26 protein-coding genes are annotated in these 25,224 nt (G+C 35.9%); 17 read left to right on the top strand and 9 right to left on the bottom strand.

Translation table 11 applies throughout. From position 1 onward, the window contains the following. Positions 1–7 precede the first annotated feature (7 nt). Complete coding sequence (locus tag JOD29_RS14930; RefSeq protein WP_124766265.1) at positions 8–709, top strand: polysaccharide deacetylase family protein; 702 nt, start codon at positions 8–10, stop codon at positions 707–709. Between the two features lie 22 nt (positions 710–731). Next, the gene (locus JOD29_RS14925) at positions 732–995 is read left to right on the top strand and encodes a hypothetical protein (protein ID WP_124766264.1); all 264 of its coding nucleotides are present in this window, start codon (positions 732–734) and stop codon (positions 993–995) included. 1,171 nt (positions 996–2,166) lie between these two features. Here JOD29_RS14925 and JOD29_RS14920 read toward each other — a convergent pair. Further along, positions 2,167–3,393, bottom strand: coding sequence for a DUF3221 domain-containing protein (locus tag JOD29_RS14920; RefSeq protein ID WP_124766263.1), 1,227 nt, complete (start codon positions 3,391–3,393; stop codon positions 2,167–2,169). Next, complete coding sequence (locus JOD29_RS14915) at positions 3,386–3,895, bottom strand: sigma-70 family RNA polymerase sigma factor (RefSeq protein ID WP_240033629.1); 510 nt, start codon at positions 3,893–3,895, stop codon at positions 3,386–3,388. Before JOD29_RS14915 ends, JOD29_RS14920 begins: the two co-directional genes overlap by 8 nt. Before the next feature lie 313 nt (positions 3,896–4,208). Between JOD29_RS14915 and JOD29_RS14910 the strand changes: the two genes are divergently transcribed. From JOD29_RS14910 to JOD29_RS14875, 8 genes are all read left to right on the top strand, one after another. After that, the gene (locus JOD29_RS14910; RefSeq protein WP_124766262.1) at positions 4,209–5,921 is read left to right on the top strand and encodes a methyl-accepting chemotaxis protein; all 1,713 of its coding nucleotides are present in this window, start codon (positions 4,209–4,211) and stop codon (positions 5,919–5,921) included. 149 nt (positions 5,922–6,070) lie between these two features. Then, positions 6,071–7,159 (top strand): serine hydrolase domain-containing protein, encoded by a 1,089-nt coding sequence (locus JOD29_RS14905; RefSeq protein ID WP_158610584.1) that lies wholly within the window; start codon positions 6,071–6,073, stop codon positions 7,157–7,159. Positions 7,160–7,177: 18 nt separating this feature from the next. Next, positions 7,178–7,471: an RNA polymerase alpha subunit C-terminal domain-containing protein gene (locus tag JOD29_RS14900; protein ID WP_124766260.1), complete on the top strand. Its 294-nt coding sequence runs from the start codon at positions 7,178–7,180 to the stop codon at positions 7,469–7,471. A gap of 730 nt (positions 7,472–8,201) precedes the next feature. Beyond that, a complete protein-coding gene (locus JOD29_RS14895; protein ID WP_124766259.1) occupies positions 8,202–9,185 on the top strand; it encodes a quinone oxidoreductase family protein in 984 nt (327 codons plus the stop codon). Positions 9,186–9,361: 176 nt separating this feature from the next. Then, positions 9,362–10,069 carry a DNA alkylation repair protein gene (locus JOD29_RS14890; protein ID WP_124766258.1) on the top strand — a complete coding sequence of 236 codons (708 nt, stop codon included), beginning with the start codon at positions 9,362–9,364 and terminating at the stop codon, positions 10,067–10,069. 218 nt (positions 10,070–10,287) lie between these two features. Next, entirely contained in the window at positions 10,288–11,718 is a 1,431-nt protein-coding gene (pdxR, locus tag JOD29_RS14885) for a MocR-like pyridoxine biosynthesis transcription factor PdxR (protein WP_124766257.1), read from the top strand. A gap of 146 nt (positions 11,719–11,864) precedes the next feature. After that, entirely contained in the window at positions 11,865–12,299 is a 435-nt protein-coding gene (locus JOD29_RS14880) for a YfmQ family protein (RefSeq protein ID WP_124766256.1), read from the top strand. A 199-nt stretch (positions 12,300–12,498) separates the two neighbouring features. Then, positions 12,499–13,059, top strand: coding sequence for an SF0329 family protein (locus JOD29_RS14875; protein ID WP_124766255.1), 561 nt, complete (start codon positions 12,499–12,501; stop codon positions 13,057–13,059). A 547-nt stretch (positions 13,060–13,606) separates the two neighbouring features. Here the strand turns inward: JOD29_RS14875 and JOD29_RS14870 are convergent. After that, positions 13,607–14,953: a hypothetical protein gene (locus JOD29_RS14870; protein ID WP_124766254.1), complete on the bottom strand. Its 1,347-nt coding sequence runs from the start codon at positions 14,951–14,953 to the stop codon at positions 13,607–13,609. 165 nt (positions 14,954–15,118) lie between these two features. Here JOD29_RS14870 and JOD29_RS14865 point away from each other — a divergent pair, with 165 nt between their 5' ends. From JOD29_RS14865 to JOD29_RS14855, 3 genes are all read left to right on the top strand, one after another. After that, positions 15,119–15,529, top strand: a complete 411-nt coding sequence (locus tag JOD29_RS14865; protein ID WP_124766253.1) for a PH domain-containing protein — start codon at positions 15,119–15,121, stop codon at positions 15,527–15,529. A gap of 21 nt (positions 15,530–15,550) precedes the next feature. Then, positions 15,551–16,012, top strand: coding sequence for a hypothetical protein (locus JOD29_RS14860; protein WP_124766252.1), 462 nt, complete (start codon positions 15,551–15,553; stop codon positions 16,010–16,012). Between the two features lie 228 nt (positions 16,013–16,240). Beyond that, entirely contained in the window at positions 16,241–16,879 is a 639-nt protein-coding gene (locus JOD29_RS14855) for a Yip1 family protein (protein WP_124766251.1), read from the top strand. 1,276 nt (positions 16,880–18,155) lie between these two features. On the opposite strand, the gene JOD29_RS14850 is transcribed toward JOD29_RS14855, so the two are convergent. The 4 genes from JOD29_RS14850 to JOD29_RS14835 form a co-directional block, all read right to left on the bottom strand. After that, positions 18,156–18,635 (bottom strand): DUF2062 domain-containing protein, encoded by a 480-nt coding sequence (locus JOD29_RS14850; RefSeq protein WP_124766249.1) that lies wholly within the window; start codon positions 18,633–18,635, stop codon positions 18,156–18,158. 103 nt (positions 18,636–18,738) lie between these two features. Then, positions 18,739–19,425 (bottom strand): CDP-diacylglycerol--serine O-phosphatidyltransferase, encoded by a 687-nt coding sequence (pssA, locus tag JOD29_RS14845; RefSeq protein ID WP_124766248.1) that lies wholly within the window; start codon positions 19,423–19,425, stop codon positions 18,739–18,741. A 1,530-nt stretch (positions 19,426–20,955) separates the two neighbouring features. Then, complete coding sequence (locus JOD29_RS14840; protein WP_124766247.1) at positions 20,956–21,579, bottom strand: GyrI-like domain-containing protein; 624 nt, start codon at positions 21,577–21,579, stop codon at positions 20,956–20,958. Between the two features lie 31 nt (positions 21,580–21,610). Then, a complete protein-coding gene (locus JOD29_RS14835) occupies positions 21,611–22,006 on the bottom strand; it encodes a hypothetical protein (RefSeq protein WP_124766246.1) in 396 nt (131 codons plus the stop codon). A gap of 155 nt (positions 22,007–22,161) precedes the next feature. Here JOD29_RS14835 and JOD29_RS14830 point away from each other — a divergent pair, with 155 nt between their 5' ends. The 4 genes from JOD29_RS14830 to JOD29_RS14815 all read left to right on the top strand — a co-directional run bounded on the left by JOD29_RS14830 (position 22,162) and on the right by JOD29_RS14815 (position 24,703). Beyond that, on the top strand, positions 22,162–22,602 hold the full coding sequence (locus JOD29_RS14830) for an SRPBCC family protein (protein WP_124766245.1): 441 nt from the start codon (positions 22,162–22,164) through the stop codon (positions 22,600–22,602). 1,009 nt (positions 22,603–23,611) lie between these two features. Beyond that, positions 23,612–24,088 carry a DUF2975 domain-containing protein gene (locus JOD29_RS14825; protein ID WP_124766244.1) on the top strand — a complete coding sequence of 159 codons (477 nt, stop codon included), beginning with the start codon at positions 23,612–23,614 and terminating at the stop codon, positions 24,086–24,088. Between the two features lie 10 nt (positions 24,089–24,098). Next, positions 24,099–24,311 carry a helix-turn-helix domain-containing protein gene (locus JOD29_RS14820; RefSeq protein WP_124766243.1) on the top strand — a complete coding sequence of 71 codons (213 nt, stop codon included), beginning with the start codon at positions 24,099–24,101 and terminating at the stop codon, positions 24,309–24,311. A gap of 83 nt (positions 24,312–24,394) precedes the next feature. Then, positions 24,395–24,703: a hypothetical protein gene (locus tag JOD29_RS14815; RefSeq protein WP_124766242.1), complete on the top strand. Its 309-nt coding sequence runs from the start codon at positions 24,395–24,397 to the stop codon at positions 24,701–24,703. Positions 24,704–24,769: 66 nt separating this feature from the next. On the opposite strand, the gene JOD29_RS14810 is transcribed toward JOD29_RS14815, so the two are convergent. Together JOD29_RS14810 and JOD29_RS14805 are read right to left on the bottom strand one after the other, a co-directional pair. Further along, positions 24,770–24,967 carry a YwbE family protein gene (locus JOD29_RS14810; RefSeq protein ID WP_124766241.1) on the bottom strand — a complete coding sequence of 66 codons (198 nt, stop codon included), beginning with the start codon at positions 24,965–24,967 and terminating at the stop codon, positions 24,770–24,772. Then, on the bottom strand, positions 24,967–25,164 hold the full coding sequence (locus JOD29_RS14805; RefSeq protein WP_124766240.1) for a hypothetical protein: 198 nt from the start codon (positions 25,162–25,164) through the stop codon (positions 24,967–24,969). The genes JOD29_RS14810 and JOD29_RS14805 overlap by 1 nt, the downstream gene beginning before the upstream one ends. Between the last annotated feature and the right edge of the window lie 60 nt (positions 25,165–25,224).

Here is a 25,224-nt window from a genome sequence, read left to right as displayed (position 1 = left end):
GTTAGAAATGAAGAAGATAATTTTACGTATTATCATAGGGCTTTTAGTCGTTTTTTTACTATTTTTCGGATTAATGAAATGGATGAATATGAGAAACTTTCAGCTAATGGGGGACATAACGAGCCGAGTGGAGACAAATGAAAAGGTAGTGGCTTTAACCTTTGATGATGGTCCAACCGAGAATGTAGATAAAATTCTTCCACTTCTTGATCAGTACAATGCACAGGCAACGTTTTTCTTGATTGGTGGCGATATTGCTGATCATCCTGAAGAAGCGAAGAAAATTGCCGAGGCTGGTCACCAAATTGGCAATCACACTTACTCCCATGAACGTATGGTATTTAAGACACCTAGCTTTGTAAAAGAAGAACTCGAGAAAACAGATGAATTAATTCGACAAGCAGGTTTCGAAGGTGAAATTGATTTCCGACCTCCATTTGGAAAGAAGTTAGTCGTCTTGCCATTTTATTTAAAACAACGAGGTACAGAGACGATTATGTGGGATCTGGAGCCGGATACATATTACACGACTGCAGATGAAAAGGTTGAATATATCGTCAATAATATAAAACCTGGCTCGATTATTTTAATTCATCCAATGTATGATCAAACCGGGATGCAGCTACAAGTCATTGAAGAAACCCTTCGACAACTAACAGATGAGGGATATAGATTTGTGACGGTGAATGAGCTACAGAAGTTGGAATAAATGACAAAGTAGGGGGAGTTAGATGTTAGTAAACGGGAATACATTACCGAAAGCATATTGGCTTCTTTTCATCCTCATCATGCTTTTAACTAGTTATCAAAATCTCTTGAAATTTGGGAAAGTACAGCATTATCAGATGGATGAGTTTGAATATTACGGAAGAATATTATTTTACTTGATTACGAGTATTGCCGAATCAATCATCTATATTGTATTTATTTGGCTTATCGTTTCCATTGTGAAAAGAGTAGCGGAAAAGTGGGGGATTTCATGGGTGAACAGGTAGGATGGCTCGTTGTTTTATTGATGATTTTCACCATTATGTTTTGTTTAGTAAGGCAAATTTACGATACATGGATCCTTCGACAATCAAAAGTGATGATTCCTAAGAGGACATGGGTTGGGCATCTTTTGATGTGTGGTTCACTTTTTGGATTACTGTTTTCTTAGGTATTAAACATACTCGTGGGACAGCAACTCGTCATATCAAATTTAATAACTAGTAATAGTACGAATTTAGGGTGCTTCTTATTTTTGGCCATTTATTTTATCGCAAAATTTGGCATCATCAAAAGAACTGGGGACATCAGTCAAACTTGAGGGGGGAAGTGGCTGGTTTTTAAGATTCCAAGTTTGATATATGGGCAAGATTTCCGACTAATGTAAGTTTGGAAATTTAAATGGCAGAAATAAGGGAATAATTTTCCGCTATTGTATAAAAGGTAAGCTTGGAAGACGGGGATAAGGGAATAAATTTCCGTTAACTGCTATAAATAAGGCGAAATTCAATGCTCTAGACTGAGATAAAGGAAAAAACTTCCTTTATTTGAATGAAAACAGAAGCATTTTTCATTTTAAGGGAAATTTATTCCGCTATTTTATAGAATGGGATCATACTAAGACAGAAATAAGGGAATAATCTTCCGCTATTGTATAAAGCGGAAGCTGAAAGGCCGATATAAGGGAATAAATTTCCGTTAACTGCCCAAAATAAGGCAAAATCCAATGCTCTAGACTGAGATAAAGGAAAAAACTTCCCTTATTTGTATGGAAAACAGAAGCATTTTTCATTTTAAGGGAAATTTATTCCGCTATTTTATAGAATGGGAAATAAGGTAATAATCTTCCGCTATTGTATAAAGCGGAAGCTGAAAGGCCGATATAAGGGAATAAATTTCCGTTAACTGCTATAAATAAGGCGAAATCCAATGCTCTAGACTGAGATAAAGGAAAAAACTTCCCTTATTTGTATGGGAAACAGAAGCATTTTTCATTTTTAAGGAAATTTATTCCGCTATTTATAGAATGGATCATCGGTTATTTTTCCGAAACCGCAACACATCCTAGAAATCCACCACATCTTTTAATCACTCCAATTTCGATCATGAAAGAGTAATTACGGTATTTTGAGGACGCAAAAAGAGAACCCCAAAATAGCTCAGGTTCTCTAAAAACATTTATTCCAACCCCAAAATTTCCGCAAGTTCTTTCGATCGTTCTTCTGATAAACTTTTATAGCGTCCGCCACTAGATGGGATGATGGTGATGTTGCTATGGGAGGGTGTCGTCCATAGGTTATAGGTTTCTCCCTTAAAGTCCAGCGTGTATTCGGGCATTCGTGACATCGAGACCTCTTTATCTTCCCAGCGAATCATGCTTAATAACACTCGTAATTTCGTTTCATTTTCCGGTGATACTTGGAGTGAAATTGGTTCCGTCGTAGGAGCATTCTCGTCATATTCTTCAAGCATATTGAAATCCCAAATGTCTGCTAAAAAAGGTAATTGTGATGTCAATTTTGTTTTAGTATACACTTCAACTAAATCGCCAACCGAAAGTTCGGGTGTCCCATCCTGTGGGTACCAAACACCTTGATGATATTTTTTTACAATTGCTGCCTGGTCCATCGTTCTGATGTCTTCTACTGTTGCATCTTCAACGACTAAAAACATATTATCTTCCAATGCGACTATTCGACCGACTGACGGTACCCCTTCGCCAGGATATCCATTATCGACTATGCTATGTGTTTCTTTAAACTGCTTAATATCCTCGGCATAAGCATCTTGGAAATAGGGAATAGCATGTTTATAGGCTAAGGATTTTGCGAGCACATCGTTTATTTTAGGGAAAAGTGCCATAAAATGATCCTGTAACATATTTTGAGCCACTAAAAACGGGGCATTTGCTTTTTCATATTCCATATAGTCTTCTTCCGAAATATTAGCTTCTTGTAAAAGATGTTGTTTATATTCTTCATACCGTTCCATTCCATTTCCGACTAATAGGTCTTCCTCCATTTTTTTAATGTCAGAATCTGAAATTTCATACCCTAGCGATAATGCATAGGCATAATAGGCCAATTTTGCTTCATATTGTTCGTAAGCATTTTGTTTAATCAATTCCTCATCGCGAGAAAAATCAAATGCTTTCGTAATCGCGTAGTGCACTTCATAGTAAGATTCATCAAAAGGAGTAGCTGTGGCCAATTCCTCATCTTTCATTAGTATATTGGCAACGATAAATAGAATGGAAATGGTGACGATGGCCGTTAGCGTTCTCGCTAGAAACATTGTTTTTTGACGAGGATTTTTATTCCTTTCGTACAAACGTTTTCGAACGGTTTCCTTGCTTTCACTCAGATCACCAGCTGCTCGAATTAAGCCTTTTTTAAGTTCATTCATTTGCTAACACCTCCCATTCCTCTTCTTGTAATAAAGGTTTAAGTTTCTCTCGAGCCCGTTTCAACCTGGTTTTTACCGTATTTTCTGGAATAGCTAATACCACCGCGACTTCAGCTACCGACATTTCTTCAAAATAATACAAAATAATCGGCTCCCGATATTCGAGTGGTAAATTTAAAATGGCTTGCCCAATCAGAGTGCGTTCATCCTCTACAAGTAGGGCGTCTTTCTTTCTCTTCGATTTTTCAAAAGACCACTTTTCCTTTAACTGTACTTTTTTATAGGCCCAGCTTTTTAAATAATCTTTGCTTTTATTGATGGTCATTCTGGAAAGATAAGCACGGATTGTTCCTCTTTCTTCATAATTGGCTTCAAGAAATTTCATGAACACTTCCTGCACGATATCTTCCGCACTATAGCGGTCTTTTGTATAGAAGTAGGCCAGTTGTAACAAGTGTTCAGCATACTGGTCCACTAATTCATCTATTTGTCTATCAATCACGTTCACCCCCAGTAGTAACATATAAACGAGACCCAACAGACGTCCGTTTCATTTTATTTAAAATATTTCAATATTTTATCTACATAGGAAAGAATAACATATGGATTTTTTGCAGAATACACAATTTCGGTCAACAACCAAGCAACAGATGGCCCATTTCGGAAAAGTGAAAATTCAATGACAAAAAATATGAAAAAAATTACAATAAACTATTATTTTCCTAAAACAACCTTTTTAAATAAATTATTTCATAGTAAACTAATATAAGTTTATAGAACTAGTAGTGGACTATTTAAAAGGTGGTACATTTGTCATGAAAATAAAAAATACACTGACTTTTCAACTAGGTACGCTTATTGCGGGGATATTAGTTGTTATGTTAGCGATTACATCAGTAGCAACTTACATTACTGCATACGACAAATTATATGATGCTGCAGGGGTAGAAGCTTATGGTTGTGCGAATATAACAACAGGGTTAATTAGCCCCATGGATATTGTGAAAGCCCTAGATGGTGATGCACAGACACAAGATAAAATTGGGGATCAACTAAACTGGACAATCAATCATAAAGACATTTTTGAAACGCAATACATATTAGATTTACAAGGCAACATTATCGCTCTTGATGATAATTTGCGAGAAGATGGATTTAAGCCTGGGGATTCATTCCATGTCGATGAAGAAGCAATATCGATGATGCTTGACATGAAACACCCAACCTATTCTCAACCCTATGAATTTGCTGGAATGGAGCGCTTATCTGGGTATGCGCCAATTTACGAAGATCACGACCCAACAAAGGACATTATCGCAATCAGTGTTATTGATTTTGATGCGAAAATTGTAACAGAACGTACTTGGGGAGTTGTATCACAAGGGATGTTAATCAGCATTATTCCAATGTTGCTTGCAGCAATCGCTACAGCATTCCTAATTCGTCGTAAAACAAAACCGATTTCGCAATTAATTGAACAAGCGAAAGAAATTGCAAATGGAAACTTAACGGTTGAATCGGTAAAAGTAAAAAGTCAGGATGAAGTGGGAGATTTAGCACGTACACTTAACCAATTGACAGTCAACTTACAACAAATCCTTTCTACATTACGTTCAACTTCGCATCAGTTAACAGCGAATGCGAATGAAACGGCAAGTTCATTAGGTGAAATGAACGATGCGGTTTCACTCGTTGCAAATAATATCGAAGAGGTTTCCGTATCGGTAACAGACGGAATGCATCATTCAGATAATGCATCGAATGTGTTAGTGACACTTGCGGATGACTTGCAAAACATAAAAGAAATCGCTGATGATGCGGTGCAAAAATCGAATGTAACGATGCAAATTGCTTCTGAAGGAGAACAACGAGCGAAAGAAATTAGCACGGGGATGGAACAAATCCGCATAGGTTCGACTGAAGTAAGTAATACAATACAAAATTTAGTTGAAGCAGCGAAGGAAATTCAAACCATTACAAATGCCATTGCTGGAATTGCTTCTCAAACCAACCTATTAGCGCTTAATGCTTCTATTGAAGCGGCTCGTGCAGGCGAACATGGAAAAGGCTTTGCTGTAGTAGCAGAAGAAGTTCGTAAATTAGCTGAACAGTCAAATCAAGAAGTTTCGAAAGTTGAAAAGTTAGTGAAGGACATTATGGACCATATTGGAAACGTACTAATTTCTTCATCCGAAAATAGTAAGTATATCGAAAAAGGTTCAAAAACTGTGGAATTAACGGCCAATGCGTTAGGCAACATCTCATCTGCAGTGACAGAAACTGTAAGTGAAATGGCCCATATTTCAAAATTACTAACAGATGAAACGATGAAATCTGGGCAAGTCGTTCAATTAATTCAAGAATTAAACCAATCAATTCACGAAATCGAAAACACGATGACAAATATTGCGGCAGCAGCTGAAGAAACAACTGCTGGTATTTCGGAAGTGTCCGACCGCTCAACGGAATCGAGTCAAATGGCTGAGGAACTTGAAGAAATTGTGAAGACATTTAAGGTAAAAGAATAAAAGTAAGAGTATAAAGCTGTAGTCAATTCGAGTCCCCTCGATTTGACTGTGGCTTTTTGCTTTGGATAAACGAAACTAATCTTTTAGTTAATCGTATAGTTAATAGGAAGGTATTGGAAGTTCTATCATCTTCGAATGGAGAGATTTGTTTGATTAATCAAGAGACGGAAGTATTGATCAAGAGGGAATTAGATCAGGCAAAGAAAGCGAGTATTGTGATTGGGTTTGTGACAAAAGATGAGAAATTTATTACAGGAACCATTTATGATGATCTAGGTAGTGTAGCTGTTGGAGATTGTGTATTTGAAATTGGCTCAACAACTAAAACATTGACGAGTTTGCTATTATCAAAGTTCATTTTAAATCACACAATCGGGCTTGATGAACCAATATCCAACTACAAACCCGAGTATAGACGAGCATTAACGTATAATGGAAAAGAAGTAACCTTTCGTCATTTATCTACACATCGATCTCGTTTCCCGAGAGAAGATATGAAAACCATTCGACAACGAATGAAAGAGCATAAAGATGAAAAAGATAATCCTTATAAATATTTTAGCCAGGATGATTTACAACAATTTTTCATTGATTTTGACTTAAAAAAAGAAATTGATCAAAAATGGGGCTATTCAAATATTGGCGTTGGCTTATTAGGGAACATATTAGCTGAAATTGTAGGATTGAGTTATGAAGAAGCCATCAAAAAAGAGATTTTGAATCCTTTTGGAATGAATGATACGTTTATAAATGGAACACCCGAACAATATGAACGTTATATTAAATCCTATAATAAGAAAGAAATTAGAATTCCTCCAATCGAATTGCCAGCAATTAATGGTGCGGGTGCATTAAAAAGCACAATGAATGATATGCTACTTTACCTCGAGTATCAAATGGGGCTTAAAGATAGTCCATTAAAAGAAGCAATCAATCTTACACAACAAGTTCATGCAAAAACCGGATCTAAACAGTTGGATATGGGACTCGGATGGTTTATCGAGAAGAAAAAGTGGTGTGATCATCCTATTATTCATCACGGTGGAACAACGATGGGGTTTCACACGTACTGTGGATTTATAAAGGAAAAACAAGTTGGGATTGTGATTTGCTCAACGATACAGTTAAAAATGGTTAGACTAATTAAAATGCTATTGCATCTTAGTGGAATGGTGAACGAAAATATTGCAGAACTACTATTTAAAAGCTTTCTTAAAGAAGCGCATGCTAATCGTTAAAGAAAGGGAGATTCTAAAATGACGAAATTACAAAACAATTTAAGAACTTGCGACAAAGGTCATAATTATTATAAAAGCAGTGACTGCCCAACATGCCCGATTTGTGAAAATATCCGTAAACCTGAAAATGGATTTCTTTCATTACTGTCGGCACCAGCTAGACGAGCATTAGAGAACAATGGAATCTCTTCTTTGGAACAGCTTTCAACCTATAGTGAAAGTGAGATTTTGAAATTTCACGGCATGGGACCCGCATCTTTACCAAAACTTAAGAATGCCTTACAAGAAAAAGGTTTATCATTTAAAAACTAAGTTGAGAGCAGCTATCCTAGTGCTTTCTCTCTGGAAAATAAGCAAAATAAAAACCCGGAAATTAAATTCCGGGCATGATTCACTTTTGATCTTCCTCCATGACACACTGCCTCGCTTTCGCATTAAATGCTGAAGCTTCTCAGTCTAGATGGTCCTTTTGAGCTATCGATCTTTCCCACTCATCGGGTTAACCCTCCTTAATCACTTAATGAAAAGTGAATATTGACGGCCCTTCAGAGCTAACGACTATTCGCACTCATCGGGTTAACCCTCCTTAATCACTTATTTAGAAGTGAAAATTGATGGTCCTTCTGAGCTAATAATCTCCCACACTCATCAGGTTAACCCTCCTTAATCACTTATTTAGTGATTCTTGACGGTCCTTCTGAGCTAACGATCTTCCACACTCATCGGGTTAACCCTCCTTAGTCACTTGGATTAGAAGTGAAATCTTTAATAGTATAGAGCGATTCGATTTTTTTATACACGTTCATTTAAAAAATCAATTTACTTAGAAAACTTCATCAAACTAAAGGGATTTTTGCGAATTAAATAGAATTTATTGTAAAGTAAAAAATTTCCTCATCCAAATATATCTATCTCCATTAAAAGGGAAGTAAGTGGTTTTATCGATTTGATTTGTAAATGGAGTTTTTTATCATATAGTGCGCGTGGAAGAAAAAAGGGAATTTTTTGCAGGTAAAGTATCATTTCGTAGGGGGAATCATAGATGAAAGCTGTAGTAATTAATGAATTTGGTGGGCCCGAAGTGTTAACGTATATTGAAGTAGACACGCCAACAATCGAAAGTAACCAAGTACTTATTCGAGTAGACGCAACAAGTGTGAACTTTGCGGATATTATGACAAGACAAGGGAAATTTCATGCAGCAGGAAAACCGCCAATTATTCCAGGGATGGATGCAACAGGAGTTATTGCGGAAGTCGGATCTGAGGTGCAAAACTTAAAAGTGGGACAACGAGTTATTGCTTTCCCTAAGACAGGCTCCTATGCAGAATATATCGTAGCGGATGAAAACCTTGCGTTTGTATTACCTGAAAACGTTGATTATCGTAAGGCTGCAGCGAGTCCACTTGTTTCATTTACATCCTATAAATTACTGGCAGATGTGGGAAGATTAGTTCAAGGGGAGTCGGTTCTTATTCATGCAGCTGCAGGAGGCATTGGAACGACTGCCATTCAGTTGGCAAAAATTTTAGGAGCGAGTCGTGTCATCGGTACGGTTGGCAGTGAAAACAAGATTTCAACAGCCCTTGAAGCAGGGGCGGACTACGTCATCAATTATGAACAGGAAGATTTCGTAGAGAAGGTGAATGACCTGACAGGTGGAAAAGGCGTCGATGTGATTTTAGATTCCATTGGTGGCAAGGTAGCTGAAAAAAGTTTAGACTGCTTAGCGATGTACGGGAGATTAGTCAACTTCGGAAATGCAAGCGGTGAAATAGGCCAAGTTAAAACAGTGGATTTACACTCCAGTTGTCGTGCAGTTCTTGGTTTTAGCTTAGGTACAACAAGAAACAACCGACCTGAATTATTACGTGAAACGGCAGAGCGAGTGTTAGAATATTTAGCAGATGGCCGTTTAGACATCAAAATAGGTAACACCTTCTCAATAGAGGAAGCTTCCGAGGCACATCGTTTAATCGAAAGTCGACAAAGTGTAGGAAAAATGGTATTGGAAGTAAATAAATAATCGTTCTCTTTTAGGGAATTTGAAATGATAGGCTCCGTTCCTTTAGGTGGGATGGGGCCTTTCATTATGCCCGAAAAAATTACCACGCTCTTTCTTCTACGACAAATGTTAAAATAGATGTATCTACTTAAAATTTTTATCGGAAAAATATTAAAAAAAGGAAGTGTTACGTAACGATGGATTTTCAAACGGTGATGCAGGAACTGGAAGCCCTTGGCAAGGAACGAACGAAAAAAATGTACATATCGAACGGCGCACATGAACCGGTGTTTGGCGTTGCTACGGGTGCAATGAAACCCATTGCAAAGAAAATTAAAATCAATCAAGCTCTAGCAGAAGAACTTTATGCAACAGGAAATTATGATGCTATGTATTTTGCAGGGGTAATTGCAGATCCAAAAGCGATGACAGAGGCGGATTATGATCGTTGGATGGAGTCGGCCTATTTTTATATGCTGTCTGATTATGTCGTGGCAGTGACTTTATCAGAATCGGATATTGCGCAAGAAGTGGCAGATAAATGGATTGCTAGTGGCGATGAACTAAAAATGTCTGCAGGTTGGAGTTGCTACTGTTGGCTACTCGGGAATCGAAAGGACCATGAATTTTCTGAAAGTAAGATTGCTACGATGTTGGAAACGGTTAAAAATACGATTCGTGAATCACCAGAACGAACAAAATCTGCAATGAATAATTTTGTATACACGGTAGGGGTATCTTATTTGCCGCTACATGAAAAAGCGGTCGAAACGGCTGAGGCGATTGGTCCAGTGGAAATGAAAAGACCTAACAAGAAAAATACGTTCCTACATGCCTATGAAAATATTCAAAAAGAAATAGAAAAAGATCGAATTGGCTTTAAGCGGAAGTATGTTAGATGTTAAGAAGATTAAAACGAAATTAATAGCGAGGGTGGTAATCATTCGAAGATTACCACCCTTTTTATTACGTAAATGTAACTAAATTACACAGGAAAACGAATACGGCGTCCGAAATGTAAACAAACTTTATTAAATAAGTGGATGGCGAATATAATAGACGATTGGATGGTTAGGTGTATAATAATACTTTAGAACCGAATAGTTAAAAGGAAGAGGTAGACATGGATTGGAGACCAGACCGAAGCGCAAAAAAAGCAATATATAAACAACTGGCTGAGTATATGGAACAGGGAATTGCAGATGGTACATTCCCACCGGATAAACCATTGCCTTCCGAACGATATTTAGCGAAGGAACTGAACGTTAATAGAAGCACTGTCGTGGCAGCGTATGATGAACTAGAAGCAAATGGACTTATTCAAAGAAATAGAGGAAGCGGCACGACCATTAGTAAAGATATATGGGGAATTGCTAAAAAACGTATTCCGAGCTGGAACCGGTATATCGAAGCCGGCTCTTTTTTGCCGAATTTACCTGTTACACAAAGAATCAGAAAAGAAGCGGTTGAACATCATCTTATTAATTTAGCAAGTGGGGAGTTGTCCGAAGATCTATTCCCTCTAAAATCCTTAAGAGAGATCACTTCAACGCGTTCCTTTATCGGAAGCTTAGGGTACGATCATCCACAAGGAAGCGCCATTTTAAGAAACACGCTGACAAAACACGTGAAACAGTATCGAGGAATTGAAACGACTCCATCTTCAATCCTTATTACTTCTGGGGCGCAGCAAGCACTTCACCTTGTCGTTCAGTGTTTATTAAAACCTGGTGATGCAGTCGCCATCGAAAACCCTTCCTATAATTATAGTCTTCCCATTTTTCAATCTGCGGGAATAAAGGTTTATGATTTGCCTGTTCATCAAGAGGGAATACATCCGGAAGAGTTATTGTCATTATACAAAAAACATCGGATTCGAATGATTTTTCTCAATCCATCTTATCAAAATCCAACAGGCTATTTAATGAATGCTCAACAACGAGAAGCAATCTTAGAACTATCATCTGAATATGGAATCCCTGTAGTAGAAGACGATCCGTATAGCCTCACTTCATTCAATGGAGAGAAAATCCCTACACTCAAATCAATGGACGTCCATGGAAATGTTTTATATATTAGCTCGTTATCCAAAATTGTTGCGTCTGGTTTAAGGATTGGTTGGATTATTGGACCAACTTCAGTGATCGAAAGATTAGCGGATGCCAAACAACAAATCGATTTTGGGCATTCCAGCTTTACACAATGGATTGCCAATGATTTTATGGAATCTGAAAATTTCCAATTCCATATGAAAAGGTTAGTAAAGGAATTAGAAAAGCGCAAAAACCAAATTGTAGCCAGTCTAAACGCTTATTTAAAGGATGAGATAGAATTTACCGTTCCAAATGGCGGTATTCATCTATGGGTTCACATTAAAAAAGAGCATAATGAAAGTCAATTACTTGAGGAATCCATGAAGAGAGGCGTCATCTATGTTCCAGGTTCAACAATGAGTTCAAAACAAGGGTTTGTTCGCTTTACATTCGCAAGGGAAGACGAACCATCAATTGATGAAGGAATTAAACGGTTTGCAGAAGCACTTCATTCACTTTAATTTTACGCGTCAAATGGATGGTCAAAATAATAATGGATTGGATGGTCATAAACTGACAAAATCCATTATGATAGTGTAGGTATATGAAATCCATAACTGAATGGAAAATAATTGGTAAATAGTGATTTAGCAAGGAGTTGATTCATATGACATGGACTGCTGTTCTTATTGTGTTGGGTGGAATTTTCCTAAAGTTATTAACGAGTCCCCCAAGTGCAGTCGTTGGATGGGTAGTTAGTAAATTTGCCCTTCATCCAAAAATTGACAGCGCCAATACTACGGTAACCTATAATGGAAGACAATTAGCAAAGGAAGATCAGGTCCAATTGGTTGACTATTTTAATGAGGCGCTCTTTTTAGAAAGATATCATATTTTCCCTGGTAATGAAGAATTGGTTCTTCACCCAGAAACGGATGTGATTCCATATATTATGACCGTTAAAAAAGGAAAAAAAGAAATAACGTTCTTTGTCTATAATTACAATGATCACGTCGATATCGTAAAGCAACGGAAGAAAAAAGTTGCCTCTTATCGTATAACGTCTGATGAACTGCAAAACTTTACAATTTCACATGGTTAAAAGAAAATAGCTCAAACGATACATATTCTAGAGAACTATGTTTGATGAGATGAAAGTAATTCCTAAGGTTTATCACCTGGGAATTACTTTTTTTTGTTGAGGGAATTATTTTAGTAAGCGCGGCAGATTGCTGATGGGATCAATGACAGCATTATGTTAAATTAATAGAATAAAAAGCTAGTTAGAGGTGGTGAATCATATGCAATGGAGTAAAACGAAATCAACACTTGAAAGTTTTTTATGTGATCAATTACAAGGTCGAATTAAGATCTATGCAACGGTGTACCGTAAATTTCATGATGGTCCAGCAAGAGTATGGATTACATTCGATAAAAAAGAGATCTTAAGTGCCTCTGATGTAACTTATACTGTAATGCATGAGGAACTCTATCAACAGATGAAAAAGGACAAAAATCTAAAGGGTATTCCTTATAATTCTGATTGGGAAGTTATGTTCCAGTCAAAGGAACGGCAGGCATTAGTTCAAGTGTCAGATGAGGTGGAAGATTTCCTAAACAATCAAAACATTTTCAACAGTTTCCACCTCTATGAACCATTTATGGAGTACAGTTCTTTATCTATTGAGGAGGCTTTGAGTTCAGAAAATGTCATCATCCGGGCCTATGCGATGTTGGATCGAAGACTTGGGAAAAGAAGATTAAAAGAATTGAAATTTAATGAAAATACGCATCCGTTAATTTTGGATTTTTATAAGATTAGATGTGAAGTCGAAGGAATATATAGGTCATTTCTTCTTTAAAAGTGGTGTTTGGAGCGTGCATTTTTTAAAAAATAATGACCGGAAATTACGTGCAATCATTTCCGAAATTTCCTGGGGAAGCGCAAAAAGTGACACCGTTGTCAAAAGAGAACAATCTGGCTCGTTTGGTGTAAAAATATAAACGGGTTGGGATAAAACCAAAATTACACTTTTTATTTAAAAGAAAAGGTGCTTATTTTAGATTTTATTATAGTAAAACACATTCTAATCAGAATTCTTATAAAGTTTATGCTGAGAGCGGACTAAGCACACAAGCCGAAAAGCCATGTTGAAACATGTCTTTTCGACTTGTCTTTGTGCTTTGTGTAATGTCCGCTCACATAAAATATGGCCTTCTAAATGTTCCGGAAATTTTGCGCGGCTTACAGTGGTAGGCCGCGGTTTCTGGAAAGTGGCTAACAATTCTTAACTAGTCGGAATAATATCTCTTCATCCTAAGAATAAAGTCAAAATCTTACTATAAATATTCTTAAAAAATCTACATCTATCCCAGTCTTTTTTTAAAAAAATTATTATACCTAGTAAATTACTCAGCCTCTTCATTCATCTCAATTGAAGTATTGTTCCCTTTAAAAAAGAACTTTAAAGCATATGCATAGGCAAAAATAATGAGCGTACAACCTAATAATGCAGCTGCGAGTATTCCAACACCAATTCCGTACCATGGATCAACAGCCATAGCTACGATAAAACTACTGATGAAAACAAGTACTGCAAGAGTAAAGCTAATAATGGCTGGTATAAACCGTTTTCTTGTCGAATGGAAGAAGAATAGGTAAGTACTTAATAACCCTAATAAGATGACATATAAAGCAGCCACCGTGTAACCATTGGCAAATAGATCTAGTGTTTTCATTACCCAATGGTTTGAATTAGAAGGCGTCATCTCCATTTCAATCGACTTTATTTTTTCAGTGCCTAAGTCCAAAACCTTAAGTGTATGTTTTTCAGGAACTTGTGGCCAATTTTTATTTTCCAAAAAGGCAATGCTGTTTTGTGTTCTTAAAAACATTGGCGATACGACCGATGAACCAAGGTTTGTCAGCCTTTTTGACTCTCCATTTTCTAAATCGAGCAAAAATAACTCATATTTAAACAGGGAACTATCTAATGATTCTTCCGAAATACTTGTGTATGCCATTTTACTTCCGTCAGACGAATATCGGTATGCATAGCTATCTTCAGGGAGCCAGTTTGATCCCGGTGCTTCTTGTTCAATTCCATCTGCAATGGAGTAGGCAGTTACATTCTCACGATTCACTTCAAACAAACTATAGTATAATTCTTTCCCATCATGTGAAATAGAAAGGTCATTCATCGTGAAGTAATCTCGATTCGTAAGTTGGTCAATCTTCCCTGAATCAAGATCCACGGAAAACAAGTCAAACCCTTCTGTCGTTTCGCCTTCAACCTTTTTATAATCTTCTGCAGGTGTTCCAACGAAAAAAATTTTATCGCCTGTCTTTGAAAAAACAGCTTCGGAAACATGAGTTTTGTCTGGAGTTAACAATTTCTGTTCACTGCCATCCTCATTCGCAACAAATAGTGTATTGAGATGTTCTGGATTTTCGGCTAAATAAAGAATTTTCGCTCCATCATTCGAATAGCGTGGACTATGTAATCTGGCGGTTTCTGATTCCACTAGTTTCGTAACATTTGTTCCATCTGCATTTGAGCGATAGATGCTTTCATTTCCATCTACGTAATAGGGAAATAAATACTGTTCTTCATCCGGTGAAAGGTCAAAGGAGCTACCTATCCCTGTGTAGTAGCGATATGGATCATCATCTCGCAATAAACTAAAGACAATGGACCCTACAAATAAAAGAAAGGTAACGGACATCAAGCCCCATAATAACTTCTTATTTTTCAAATCCCAACCCCCTTAAGAATGGATTTAATTTCTTACAAAGTATACCAGTTTATCAAATTTAATACATTCAAAGCCCCCATAGTTTATTCTTCAATCTCCTAAGCAATGGAAATTTTTGAAACCATTTGGAAGGTTGAACCGTATAGAAAATAGGGAGGTGAATCAGTGGCTTTTTCATCAAAAAAAGATTGGTGGATGGGTATTGTCATTTGGACGTTAATTGGCTTGTTCGGTTGGGTTTTCTATCATTCGATTCAACAGCCCATCGATCTTTTAGGTATCATCCTAATGCCTCTAATGATTTATTTATTAAGTGCAATTTGGTTTCATACACAGTACAAACTAGAAAAGGAAAGATTAGACATCTCATATGGCCCTATAAAGAAGTCTATACATATTCAGGACATTCACTCCATTCGTCACACAAAAAATCCCTTTGTAGCTCCAGCACTTTCAATGAACCGGGTTGAAATTAATTATGGCAAGTATAAAACCATTCAGATTTCTCCCAATGACATAAATCAATTTATTCTTGTGCTACAAAAAAGGAATCCACAAATTCAAATGAAAAACTAAAATGTTTGAAAGGGGACACCGGTGAATCATTTAAAAAAATGTACTGCAGTTGTATTCGGAACTTTGATCTTAACAGGATGTAACTTGATTGGAGAGAACTACGACTATACACCTCCAACTGTATCGCTAACTTCAAGTGGAATAGAGTTAGAAGAAGCCAATACAAATTGGTATACCAAAAAAGGCATTTCGGAGCATAGTACAGTCATAAATGCAGACATGTTTGCTTTGGCAAAAGAACAAAAGCCAGTAACCGTTCCAGCAGGAAGTAATGAAAGTATTGAATTTAATCATGAAGATTTCTTATTAGAAGAAGTAACAGTTACCCTTTGGAAAAAAGGTGAACATACACAATTAGAAGTCGATCATAAATCGAAGGAATTTACGCTTCCATCAGAAAAAGGTACTTATGTCATCGAAGTAAATTTGAATACGGATCATGGTACTGCCCAATACATTGGAAATCTCCAAATTGATGAATAGATTTATATTAATAGGAAGTAAGGTGGGGCGGAAGAACATGAGCAATTAATAAAAGAATCTATTTTACTCTGAGGGGATTACAAGCAGGAAATTACTGAGGAATACTTACGCTTTTAGAGGTTCATAAAAAAGTTTAAATATAAGTCTAGTTTTTTAGTATATTTTCCTATATATTTGATATTTATATGCTCTTTATTAGGTAATAAAATAATTTTTTGAGGTGAGTTTATGAATGAACAAGAAAGGTTAAATCCGTTTTTATCCGTTTGGTTGCATCCGAAAAAAACAGCCAGATATGTGATGGAACAGAAGGGGATTCCTTATACGCTTTTCATTATCGCAATCGGGTATATTGGTAGTTTATGTGCTGGGCTAACAGATACGGAACTGTATCCAATGATGTCGTTATGGGTGATTTTATTACTTTTAGTAATCCTATCACCGATTTTAGGAATTATATCAAATGCACTTTACTCTTTAATTGTTTGGTTAATTGGAAAACTGTTTAAAGGTACAGGTACGTATCAAGACATCTTTAAATCAATGTCCCTCGTTGCCATACCTTATATTGTGTTAATTCCATTCTATTTAATTTGGATGTTTGTGGAACCAGAGAGTTTATTTTCTGGTGATGTTTTTGGTGACTTCATTGTATTACCAATCATCACGTTAATTGTCACGTTTGTCGTCACGGTTTGGTGTTTCGTCATTTCAATTGCAATAGTGGCAGAAGCTCATAAAATCTCAAACTGGAAAGCCTTCTTTACTTTATTTATCCCAACGATTATCTTAATCATTGTACTCGTCGTGATCTTCCTTTTGATCGCATTATTAATACTTGCGATTGGAACAGTTTTTGCAGTTTAGCATGATTGTAATGTATATTGAATGAAAAATAACAAAGCATTTCAACTTCTAAGAAGGAGAAATGCTTTTTCTGTATATTGAAAAGGCTTGTTTCAGGTGTGTTTTCACGGGTAAATTGTGCTTTATTAATTTGATGAAGTTCTTAACTTGTTTTAGAGATTGGTAAAATAATTTCGTCTCCTAGATGAAGTTGAAATCTAGTGTGACTCGATTGTGTTTTGAACTTCATCACCTTTATGAAAATGAATTCGCATGTGACTCAGTCCTGTTTTGAGCTTCATTGCCTTTATGAAGATCAATTTGGGTGTGACGCAGTCGTATATTGAACTTCATCACCTTTATGAAAATGAATTCGCATGTGACTCAGTCCTGTTTTGAGCTTCATTGCCTTTATGAAGATCAATTTGGGTGTGACTCAGTCGTATATTGAACTTCATCGCCTTTTATGAAGATCAATTCGGATGTGACTCAGTCCTGTTTTGAGCTTCATCGCCTTTATGAAGATCAATTCGGATGTGACTCAGTCCTTTTTTGAACTTCATCGCCTTTATGAAGTTCAATTTGGGTGGGATTCAGTCGTATATTGAACTTCATCGCCTTTATGAAGATCAATTTGGGTGTGACTCAGTCGTATTTTGAACTTCATTGACTTTATGAAGATCAATTCTAGTGTGACTCGATCGTGTTTTGAACTTCATTGCCTTTATGAAGATCAATTCTAGTGTGACTCGATCGAGTTTTGAACTTCATCACCTTTATGAAGATTGATTCTAGTGTGATTCAGTCGTATATTGAACTTCATCGCACTTTATGAAGAGTAATTCTAGCGGGATTCGTCGGTTTTTAACTTCATTTCCAGTGCGGACAAATCATAAGGTGAAAAGGAAAGGATCGTGGACAACTTTCCTAAAATTAGGAATCGGAAGGAAGGGAGGGGAAGTTTTTGGTTCGTCTCTTAGAAAATCTCCATCAATTCTCACTCATCATGCTTTTTGTTTGTTTATTTTTCTTGTATCGATATCTGAAAAAACTGAAGAGGGAACGTACACTCACTTCATTTGAATATTCAATGTTCCTCATCATTAAGGTGGCTTATTTAATTTGTGCGGGGAGTTATGTACTTCTCTTTTTGGATAGACATTATTAGAAATAAACCATTTACTCGACACAATTTGATGAAAGAATTTAATTAACAAAATTTTCGTAGGCATTTATTTTCATAATGAATAAACAAATTTGGCAAAGTAAAAAGCGCTTAATATTGAGCGCTTTAACTTCAAGTTCTTCTGATTTTATTTAAAATCCTCATTCGGCACGTCTTAAATAAGAAATACATCATGAAGTAAATTAAAACTGAAGAGGTAAGTATATTAATCACGGCACCTGTTAGAAATAAGATTCCACTAGAATGGGAACCAACAATCCCCTTATAGGCATGATGAATCGCGTCTATATATTCAACTTCTTCCAGTTCATCTACTTTTGAATTCCTATCCAATAGTAAGCTTCCAACTTGATAGTTTAATAAGAAAAGAAGTGGCCAAATTAGAGTTCCTATGACACCACCGACGAGGGCTGAAACGGTATTGGCCCTTACTAGTTTAGCTAAACCAACCGAAAGAACGGGACCTAGACCAAACGTAGGAAGCCAGCTTGGAATAAGACCCATAGTAAAACCCAATGCTACTGGATGAGGACTAGATTTTAGCCGAAATAGACGGATTAAATAATATTTAACTCTACGTGATATTTTCATCTATGTAGATCCTTTCGAGGTACTTTAGCACAGGTAATCTAATTGTGTTAAATATGGTCATATTTCAAATCCGTCAGTGATAAGTGTAGCGTGTTGTTTTGCATTAACTACTTTTTTTCTTTTTTACTATTAGATGCAGCAAATAAAATAAATAAATAGGCGTAGCAATGTAAATTAGGTAGGGAAACCTTCCATACGTTTCTTTATAGATTAAAAATAATAAACATCCTAAAAATACCGTAACAATCGTTCCGTATTTAGGTAATGGAACTTCTTTTAAGCTAGGTATTCTAATCCGACTAATCATTAAAAAGCAAAGCATCGTAAAGATTACAGTTGTAATAATATTAGGAATGTAATTACCAAACAAAGTAAGTAACGCTAAAATCCCACCGGCTGCTGTAATAGGAACGCCAATAAAATAATTTTGAGATGTTTTATTCGTACTTATATTAAATCTAGCTAAACGAAAGGCACCGAATAATGGGAACATGCCAGCAACAGCCAACCCTAGTAATCCAAATTGATGAAAATAAGTGTAATACATTAAAAAAGATGGAGCCACTCCGAAAGTTACGATATCTGCTAATGAATCTAACTCTTTTCCTAAAGTACTATCAGCTTTTAAAATTCTAGCTAACCTACCGTCCATACTGTCTAACATCATACCAATGATGATCAAAATGGCAGCATTATTAAAATGACCATTTGCAGCAAAACCAATTGAAAGAAAACCACAGTATAAATTCCCTAAAGTTAACATATTAGGGATACTTTTTTTAAAGCGCAAACTCCATCACCTACTACTTAAATTTATAAATACAATACAAACATTCTTAAAGCCTTTTTGTGCGTAGATTATTCCATTTTATCATAAGTTGCTAGAAAGAAATGGATATTTCTTTAATTGGATATATGATCGTTTACAACTCAACGGGGTTTTCTGATTCATGTGAAAAATAGGGGATTAAACCAAATTAGATTGTTTAACTGCGATATATGGTGGTGGAAACCATTAATAAAGGGGAGGTCGAGGAGTATCACATCAAAAGGATTTAACTTGGTCAATGATCAGTGTAGTTTTTTTCATATAAAAAGCCCGGAAAATAATTTCCGGGCATGATTCACTTACATTCTGCCTCCATGACACACTGCCTCGCTTTTTCGCATTAGACTTACATCCATGCTTTAGCTTTCAGTATTGACGGTCCTTCTGAGCTAATCCATCACACTCATCGGGTTAACCCTCCTTAGTCACTTGGTAGAAGTGAAATCTTTAATAGTATAGATCAATTTTCATTTTTCATACGGGTGAATTTTGATTTTTTCCGAAATAATGTGAGAAGAAATAATATTAATGAATAGTTCAAATGGCTTTTTATTAAGTAAGTGAAAATTTGTTTTTGGAGGGGAAGAAACAATAAAAAACCCGGAAAATAATTTCCGGGCATGACTCACTTATGATCTTCCTCCATGACACACTGCCTCGCTTTCCGCATTGGGTTTTTAATCCATGCTTTAGCTTCCAGTCTTGATGGTCCTTCAGAGTTAACGTTCAATCGCACTCATCGGGTTAACCCTCCTTAGTCATTTGGGTAGAAGTGAAATCTTTAATAGTATAGCTTGCACTTAATTTTTCATACACATTTTTTAAAAATTTAATTCATCGATTAAGGTTGGTGTTTTGAATGAGGACTGGTGTTGAATGAAAACTGGCGCGGCTTACAGTGGTAGGCCGCGTTTTTTCGGAGAATGGCTAACACTTATTGCTCTCAAACTATAAAGTATCAATATCTTATTATAGATAATTGTGGCTTTCCTTAAAAATTCTACTTATGTCCCAGCTCTTTAATGTTTTTTAAATAATACTTCCCCAAGAGGGATTAAAAACGGAACAAACACAATTGTAAATATGATGAGAGCTTTTAAAATAAGCACACCAGTATGGTCGAACATCGTATCACTCCTCCTACCGTACATTTATAAATCTATCTTACCCTATTTAATTCCATCTTTCTATAGAAAAGGAAAAAATGGAATAAACATCTCCTGAAAATTAATAGATTTTCCGTATCCATTACTATTTTGCAGTAATCTAAAATATTTAACCCTTATTGTACCAATTATAACAAAAAATAGGGAGGTGGAATTTTATATTACTATAAGTAAAAGTATGTGATGAACTCCAAATAAATATGTGATATCTATGGGGGAGTTTTATGGAAAAGTTCGATATTGCAATTAAGCAGGAGAATTTTGATTTAAAAAGGTGTGACACCGAGATTCAATTTGCCGTTCTTTTTACATGGTTGCAGAAACACTACTTCTCAGTCACTTTAAATCTCAGAACCGTCTTTAACTTTTCTGGCGCTGTTTTTCTTGCGTCTGAAATATAGATTTCTTTATGAGTTTTTTCTGCTCTCGTTAGGTTGTTTTGCAAACAAAACTGTTCCATCAATTCGAATGTTTTTGGTTCCTCATCATAACTTCCAATGTGCATCGCTTGAACACATAAACCTTCCGTGATGGATTCAAACTGAACATGATCTAAATGAATCGTTGTCTTTTTTTGCTTAACCGTCTCTACTGCATATTGATACAAATCCTCTGTGACAAAATCAGGCTGTCGAATCATTAACTTGTAAACTAAATGATCTTTATTTAAATAATCTAATTTTCGGCCTTCTTCATCTAAATCCCAATACCCCTCTATGGGGAATACTGTATATTCAAAATAGCCCCCAGGCGTTAGTCCTTTTTTGGGCATCATTCTAATTGTATAGGATAAAGAGTAAAGGGCTTCTACATGCTCTTTAAATTGTTCACCGTTCGGATTTCCACTTCCATTAATTGTAAAATATTTCATTTCGGGGACGTCAATTTTCGTAGGCTTTTTAGGCAAATAGAGATCCTTGAGTTCTTTTCTCCATTCAAATTTACTCATCATGAACCACTCTTTCTTTTATTGTGCGTGTTTATCCTTCCACTAATTGATAGTAGTATTTCAATTCACCGTTATATTTTGTAATAAGAATATCATTTCGTTCCTTCACCTTATAGATTTCAGTTCCAATTGGTAAGACATTTGCCGAAAGATCTACAAAATCAGTTGGATTGGAAGTGTGATATTTCATGACACCTACAAAATCACCTTCTGATAAAACCAGTTCATTTACCCAATCAATATTCGTTTGATAAATTGTACCGTTCCATTGAAAAATATCTGCCTTTGGATCATTTTCCAAGATCTCTTGTGCAGTTGGATTACCAGTTGTTATGACCGTTGTTTGCTGATGATTATTACTTGCAGGAGAACATCCCCATAACAAAAAATTGCCTAGTAAGAATATCGATAAAATATAACTTTTCATAACCAAGCCTCCATTTATGAATTTGACGAATGTGCTTAAGATCCGTTACATTTTTGATGAACAAAAGAACAAGTTAAAATATCTAACTGATGTAAATTATGGTATTATGTATAGTAATCTTTAATTATATAAGATAGCGAAAGTAGGGAACAAAAATGGCAACAGGAACACATACAGTAGAAATTCCAGTAGATGTACAAGCAGTGTGGGACTATGTGAGTGATCTAGAAAAATGGGCAACAGCAGTACCAGCCTATAAAGAACATAAAATCGTAACCGACAAGCAATCCATTTGGACATTTGAAGGCAGTGTAAAGGGAATCAAGAAAACCATCCAAGCTCAAGTAGATATTACTGAATGGAATGAACCTTCAAATATTAAGTTCGAACTAAAAGGGTTATCAGACAATTTTACAGGAAGCGGTCACTTTACTGCTGAAGATATGAGTGGGAAAACAATGATGACTTGTACAGTAGAAGTGAATGCAGGCGGAATATCAGGTGCAATGTTAACACCGATTATTAAATGGGCTGTTCCAAAAGTAGCCTCTCGTCTAACAGAATCAATCGCACGTAAAATTGCCGTATTCTCATAGTTAGTATTTGAAAAGGGTACGATTCACATGTAGAATCGTGCTCTTTTTTTAGTTTAGCTAACTGTATAAAAATTCTCCGCTATGTAAGTAGTGGAAACATACAATAACGGAACTTTATTCCCTTAAATTAAAAAATCTGGATATTTTCTTTAAAATAGCGGAAGTTTTTTCCCTTATCTCACCGAAATCAATGAATTTTGACATTTTTTCAGAAGTTAACGGAAAAATACTCCCTTATTTCGCTTATGAAAGCAGCTGTAACGTACATTAACGGAAAAATACTCCCTTATTTCGCTTATGAAAGCAGCTGTAACGTACATTAACGGAAAAATATTCCCTTATTTAGCCTACAAAAGCCCAGCAACATACAATAACGGAACTTTTTTCCCTTAAATTATAAAATCCGGATATTTTCTTTATAATAGCGGAAGTATTTTCCCTTATCTCTCCGAAGTCAATGAATTTTGGCATTTTTTCAGAAGTTAACGGAAAAATATTCCCTTATTTAGCCTACAAAAGCCCCAGCAACATAATACAACAAAATAATTTTCTCTTATGAATTCTCATTTCTACAAATGAAAGTCAAAAATAGATACTGTAAAAAAGCCCGGAAAATAATTTCCGGGCATGATTCACTTACATTCTGCCTCCATGACACACTGCCTCGCTTTCCGCATTGGGTCTTTAATCCATTGCTTTAGCTTTCAGTCTTGACGGTCCTTCTGAGCTAACGATCAATCGCACTCATCGGGTTAACCCTCCTTAGTCAATTCGGTTGAAGTGAAATCTCTAATAGTATAGCCGCGTTTCAATTTCTCATACACCCATTTCAAAAATATTTCTGAGCCACTTTCTCAATACTAAATACAGATTTCACATGATAAAGGCATTTCTTTGCCTTGAGAAATGCCTTTTTATAATCTATTCGCGAAAATGAATAAAAATTTATTGATAAACGATAAATTTAATGCTAATATCAAATTGAAATTAAGTAAGTGAGGTGTTTTTGATGAACCGAGGTTCAACCATCTTTTTAAAAATAGCTGTTTTTCTAATGGGACTTCCAGTTCTTGCTTTGTGTATCTATATGGTGATTTATTTAAGTCATAATCCAGCAAATCCTGATTATGCCCATATCCTTTACCCAATTGTAATAGGTATGTTTGTTGCTGTGATTCCGTATATTGCTGCACTGTATCAGTCATTTAAACTTTTGGGAAATATTGATAAAAATCAGGCATTTTCTCAAATGTCTGTAGATGTACTAAAGAAAATTAAATATTGCGCGCTAATGATTAGTGTTGTGTATTTGATTATATTGCCATTTGTTTTTATGTTAGCACAGCTAGACGATGCACCAGGTTTGGTCATCATCGGCATGGTTCCTATCTTTGCAGCGTTAGTCATTGCAGTCTTTGCGGCTGTACTTCAACGACTTTTACAAGAAGCCATCAATATTAAATCTGAAAATGATTTAACGGTCTGAGGTGAACAACATGACGATAATTATCAATATTGATGTAATGTTAGCTAAACGGAAAATGAGCGTAACGGAACTTTCGGAAAAAGTGGGAATTACCATGGCGAACCTGTCAATCTTAAAAAATGGAAAAGCCAAAGCCGTTCGATTTTCAACCTTAGAGGCTATTTGCAAAGCTTTAGATTGTCAGCCTGGCGATATTTTAGAATATAGAAATGATGAAGAGTAGGCTGAACGAAAAAAGATTCTACGCTTCTTTCTGTTAAAGAAGGTCATACTAAGCATAAATGATGTAGAACAGGAGAGAAATTTATGCCTAGAAAGCCTTCTCAAACGAATGAAGAGTCAGAAGAGGAGAAAATTGTTCAACTACCAAAAAATCAGGGTGATCTCGAGGATCTTTCCCGTATGTTAGCGTCTGTATTAGACTATCTGTCAGATGATGAAAACGAAGAAATCGATATTGAATACATTTTTGACAAGACGGAAGGACTGCGAGAATGGTGGACTCAATACCGAGAAAACAACAAGAAAGTCATTGAAGAAAAAATTAAAGAATCACTTAGTGACCTGTCTTTTGAGGAACTTCAAAAAATATACGAACAAATTAAAGAAAGCTAGGAAGCATTAGTAACTACAAATAAGTCAAAAAAAGCATTCAGAGAACGGATCTCTAAATGCTTTTTCTTATTTCGAATAAATTTCTTTTACACGTCCAATTTGTCCATCTGTTAGTCTTACTTTAATTCCATGGGGATGCGTAGCTGATTTTGTAAGTAGATCTTTTACAACGCCGTGGGTTAATTTGCCCGTTTTTTGATCCTGTTTTAATACGATATCAACTTCTACCCCAGGCATGACGTTACTTCGATTTTGACCGTTCATTAAACACCCATTTTTCTACGCGTATTGCTAGCTTTTTTTGTTTGTTGGCTTTTCATTTTCTTCGTAGTTTGGTCGCCGTTCATTTTCCCTTTAGCGGAAGTTGAAGCCTGGTTCTTTTTATTTTCAAGTTGTTGCTTCATCATCTCTTGTAGGCTCATTTTCTTTTTCGGTGATTCGGATTGATTATTTTCATTCATAGGGAATTCCTCCAATTATTTAATGGTTAGTTCATTATAAGCTAAACTCCTGCAAGATTG

Origin of the sequence: Lysinibacillus composti, from assembly GCF_016908465.1 — a bacterium.
In the GTDB taxonomy this organism is placed as follows: domain Bacteria; phylum Bacillota; class Bacilli; order Bacillales_A; family Planococcaceae; genus Ureibacillus; species Ureibacillus composti_A.
This window is presented reverse-complemented; position numbering and strand designations above follow the sequence as displayed.

What these genes read in the sequence shown, in the direction of transcription:
- JOD29_RS14930 (WP_124766265.1), top strand. Translation starts at nt 8, where the DNA reads ATGAAGAAGATAATTTTACGTATTATCATAGGGCTTTTAGTCGTTTTT.
- JOD29_RS14925 (WP_124766264.1), top strand. Translation starts at nt 732, where the DNA reads ATGTTAGTAAACGGGAATACATTACCGAAAGCATATTGGCTTCTTTTC.
- JOD29_RS14920 (WP_124766263.1), bottom strand. Translation starts at nt 3,393, where the DNA reads ATGAATGAACTTAAAAAAGGCTTAATTCGAGCAGCTGGTGATCTGAGT.
- JOD29_RS14910 (WP_124766262.1), top strand. Translation starts at nt 4,209, where the DNA reads ATGAAAATAAAAAATACACTGACTTTTCAACTAGGTACGCTTATTGCG.
- JOD29_RS14900 (WP_124766260.1), top strand. Translation starts at nt 7,178, where the DNA reads ATGACGAAATTACAAAACAATTTAAGAACTTGCGACAAAGGTCATAAT.
- JOD29_RS14895 (WP_124766259.1), top strand. Translation starts at nt 8,202, where the DNA reads ATGAAAGCTGTAGTAATTAATGAATTTGGTGGGCCCGAAGTGTTAACG.
- JOD29_RS14890 (WP_124766258.1), top strand. Translation starts at nt 9,362, where the DNA reads ATGGATTTTCAAACGGTGATGCAGGAACTGGAAGCCCTTGGCAAGGAA.
- pdxR (WP_124766257.1), top strand. Translation starts at nt 10,288, where the DNA reads ATGGATTGGAGACCAGACCGAAGCGCAAAAAAAGCAATATATAAACAA.
- JOD29_RS14880 (WP_124766256.1), top strand. Translation starts at nt 11,865, where the DNA reads ATGACATGGACTGCTGTTCTTATTGTGTTGGGTGGAATTTTCCTAAAG.
- JOD29_RS14875 (WP_124766255.1), top strand. Translation starts at nt 12,499, where the DNA reads ATGCAATGGAGTAAAACGAAATCAACACTTGAAAGTTTTTTATGTGAT.
- JOD29_RS14855 (WP_124766251.1), top strand. Translation starts at nt 16,241, where the DNA reads ATGAATGAACAAGAAAGGTTAAATCCGTTTTTATCCGTTTGGTTGCAT.
- JOD29_RS14850 (WP_124766249.1), bottom strand. Translation starts at nt 18,635, where the DNA reads ATGAAAATATCACGTAGAGTTAAATATTATTTAATCCGTCTATTTCGG.
- JOD29_RS14840 (WP_124766247.1), bottom strand. Translation starts at nt 21,579, where the DNA reads ATGAGTAAATTTGAATGGAGAAAAGAACTCAAGGATCTCTATTTGCCT.
- JOD29_RS14835 (WP_124766246.1), bottom strand. Translation starts at nt 22,006, where the DNA reads ATGAAAAGTTATATTTTATCGATATTCTTACTAGGCAATTTTTTGTTA.
- JOD29_RS14830 (WP_124766245.1), top strand. Translation starts at nt 22,162, where the DNA reads ATGGCAACAGGAACACATACAGTAGAAATTCCAGTAGATGTACAAGCA.
- JOD29_RS14825 (WP_124766244.1), top strand. Translation starts at nt 23,612, where the DNA reads ATGAACCGAGGTTCAACCATCTTTTTAAAAATAGCTGTTTTTCTAATG.
- JOD29_RS14820 (WP_124766243.1), top strand. Translation starts at nt 24,099, where the DNA reads ATGACGATAATTATCAATATTGATGTAATGTTAGCTAAACGGAAAATG.
- JOD29_RS14815 (WP_124766242.1), top strand. Translation starts at nt 24,395, where the DNA reads ATGCCTAGAAAGCCTTCTCAAACGAATGAAGAGTCAGAAGAGGAGAAA.
- JOD29_RS14810 (WP_124766241.1), bottom strand. Translation starts at nt 24,967, where the DNA reads ATGAACGGTCAAAATCGAAGTAACGTCATGCCTGGGGTAGAAGTTGAT.
- JOD29_RS14805 (WP_124766240.1), bottom strand. Translation starts at nt 25,164, where the DNA reads ATGAATGAAAATAATCAATCCGAATCACCGAAAAAGAAAATGAGCCTA.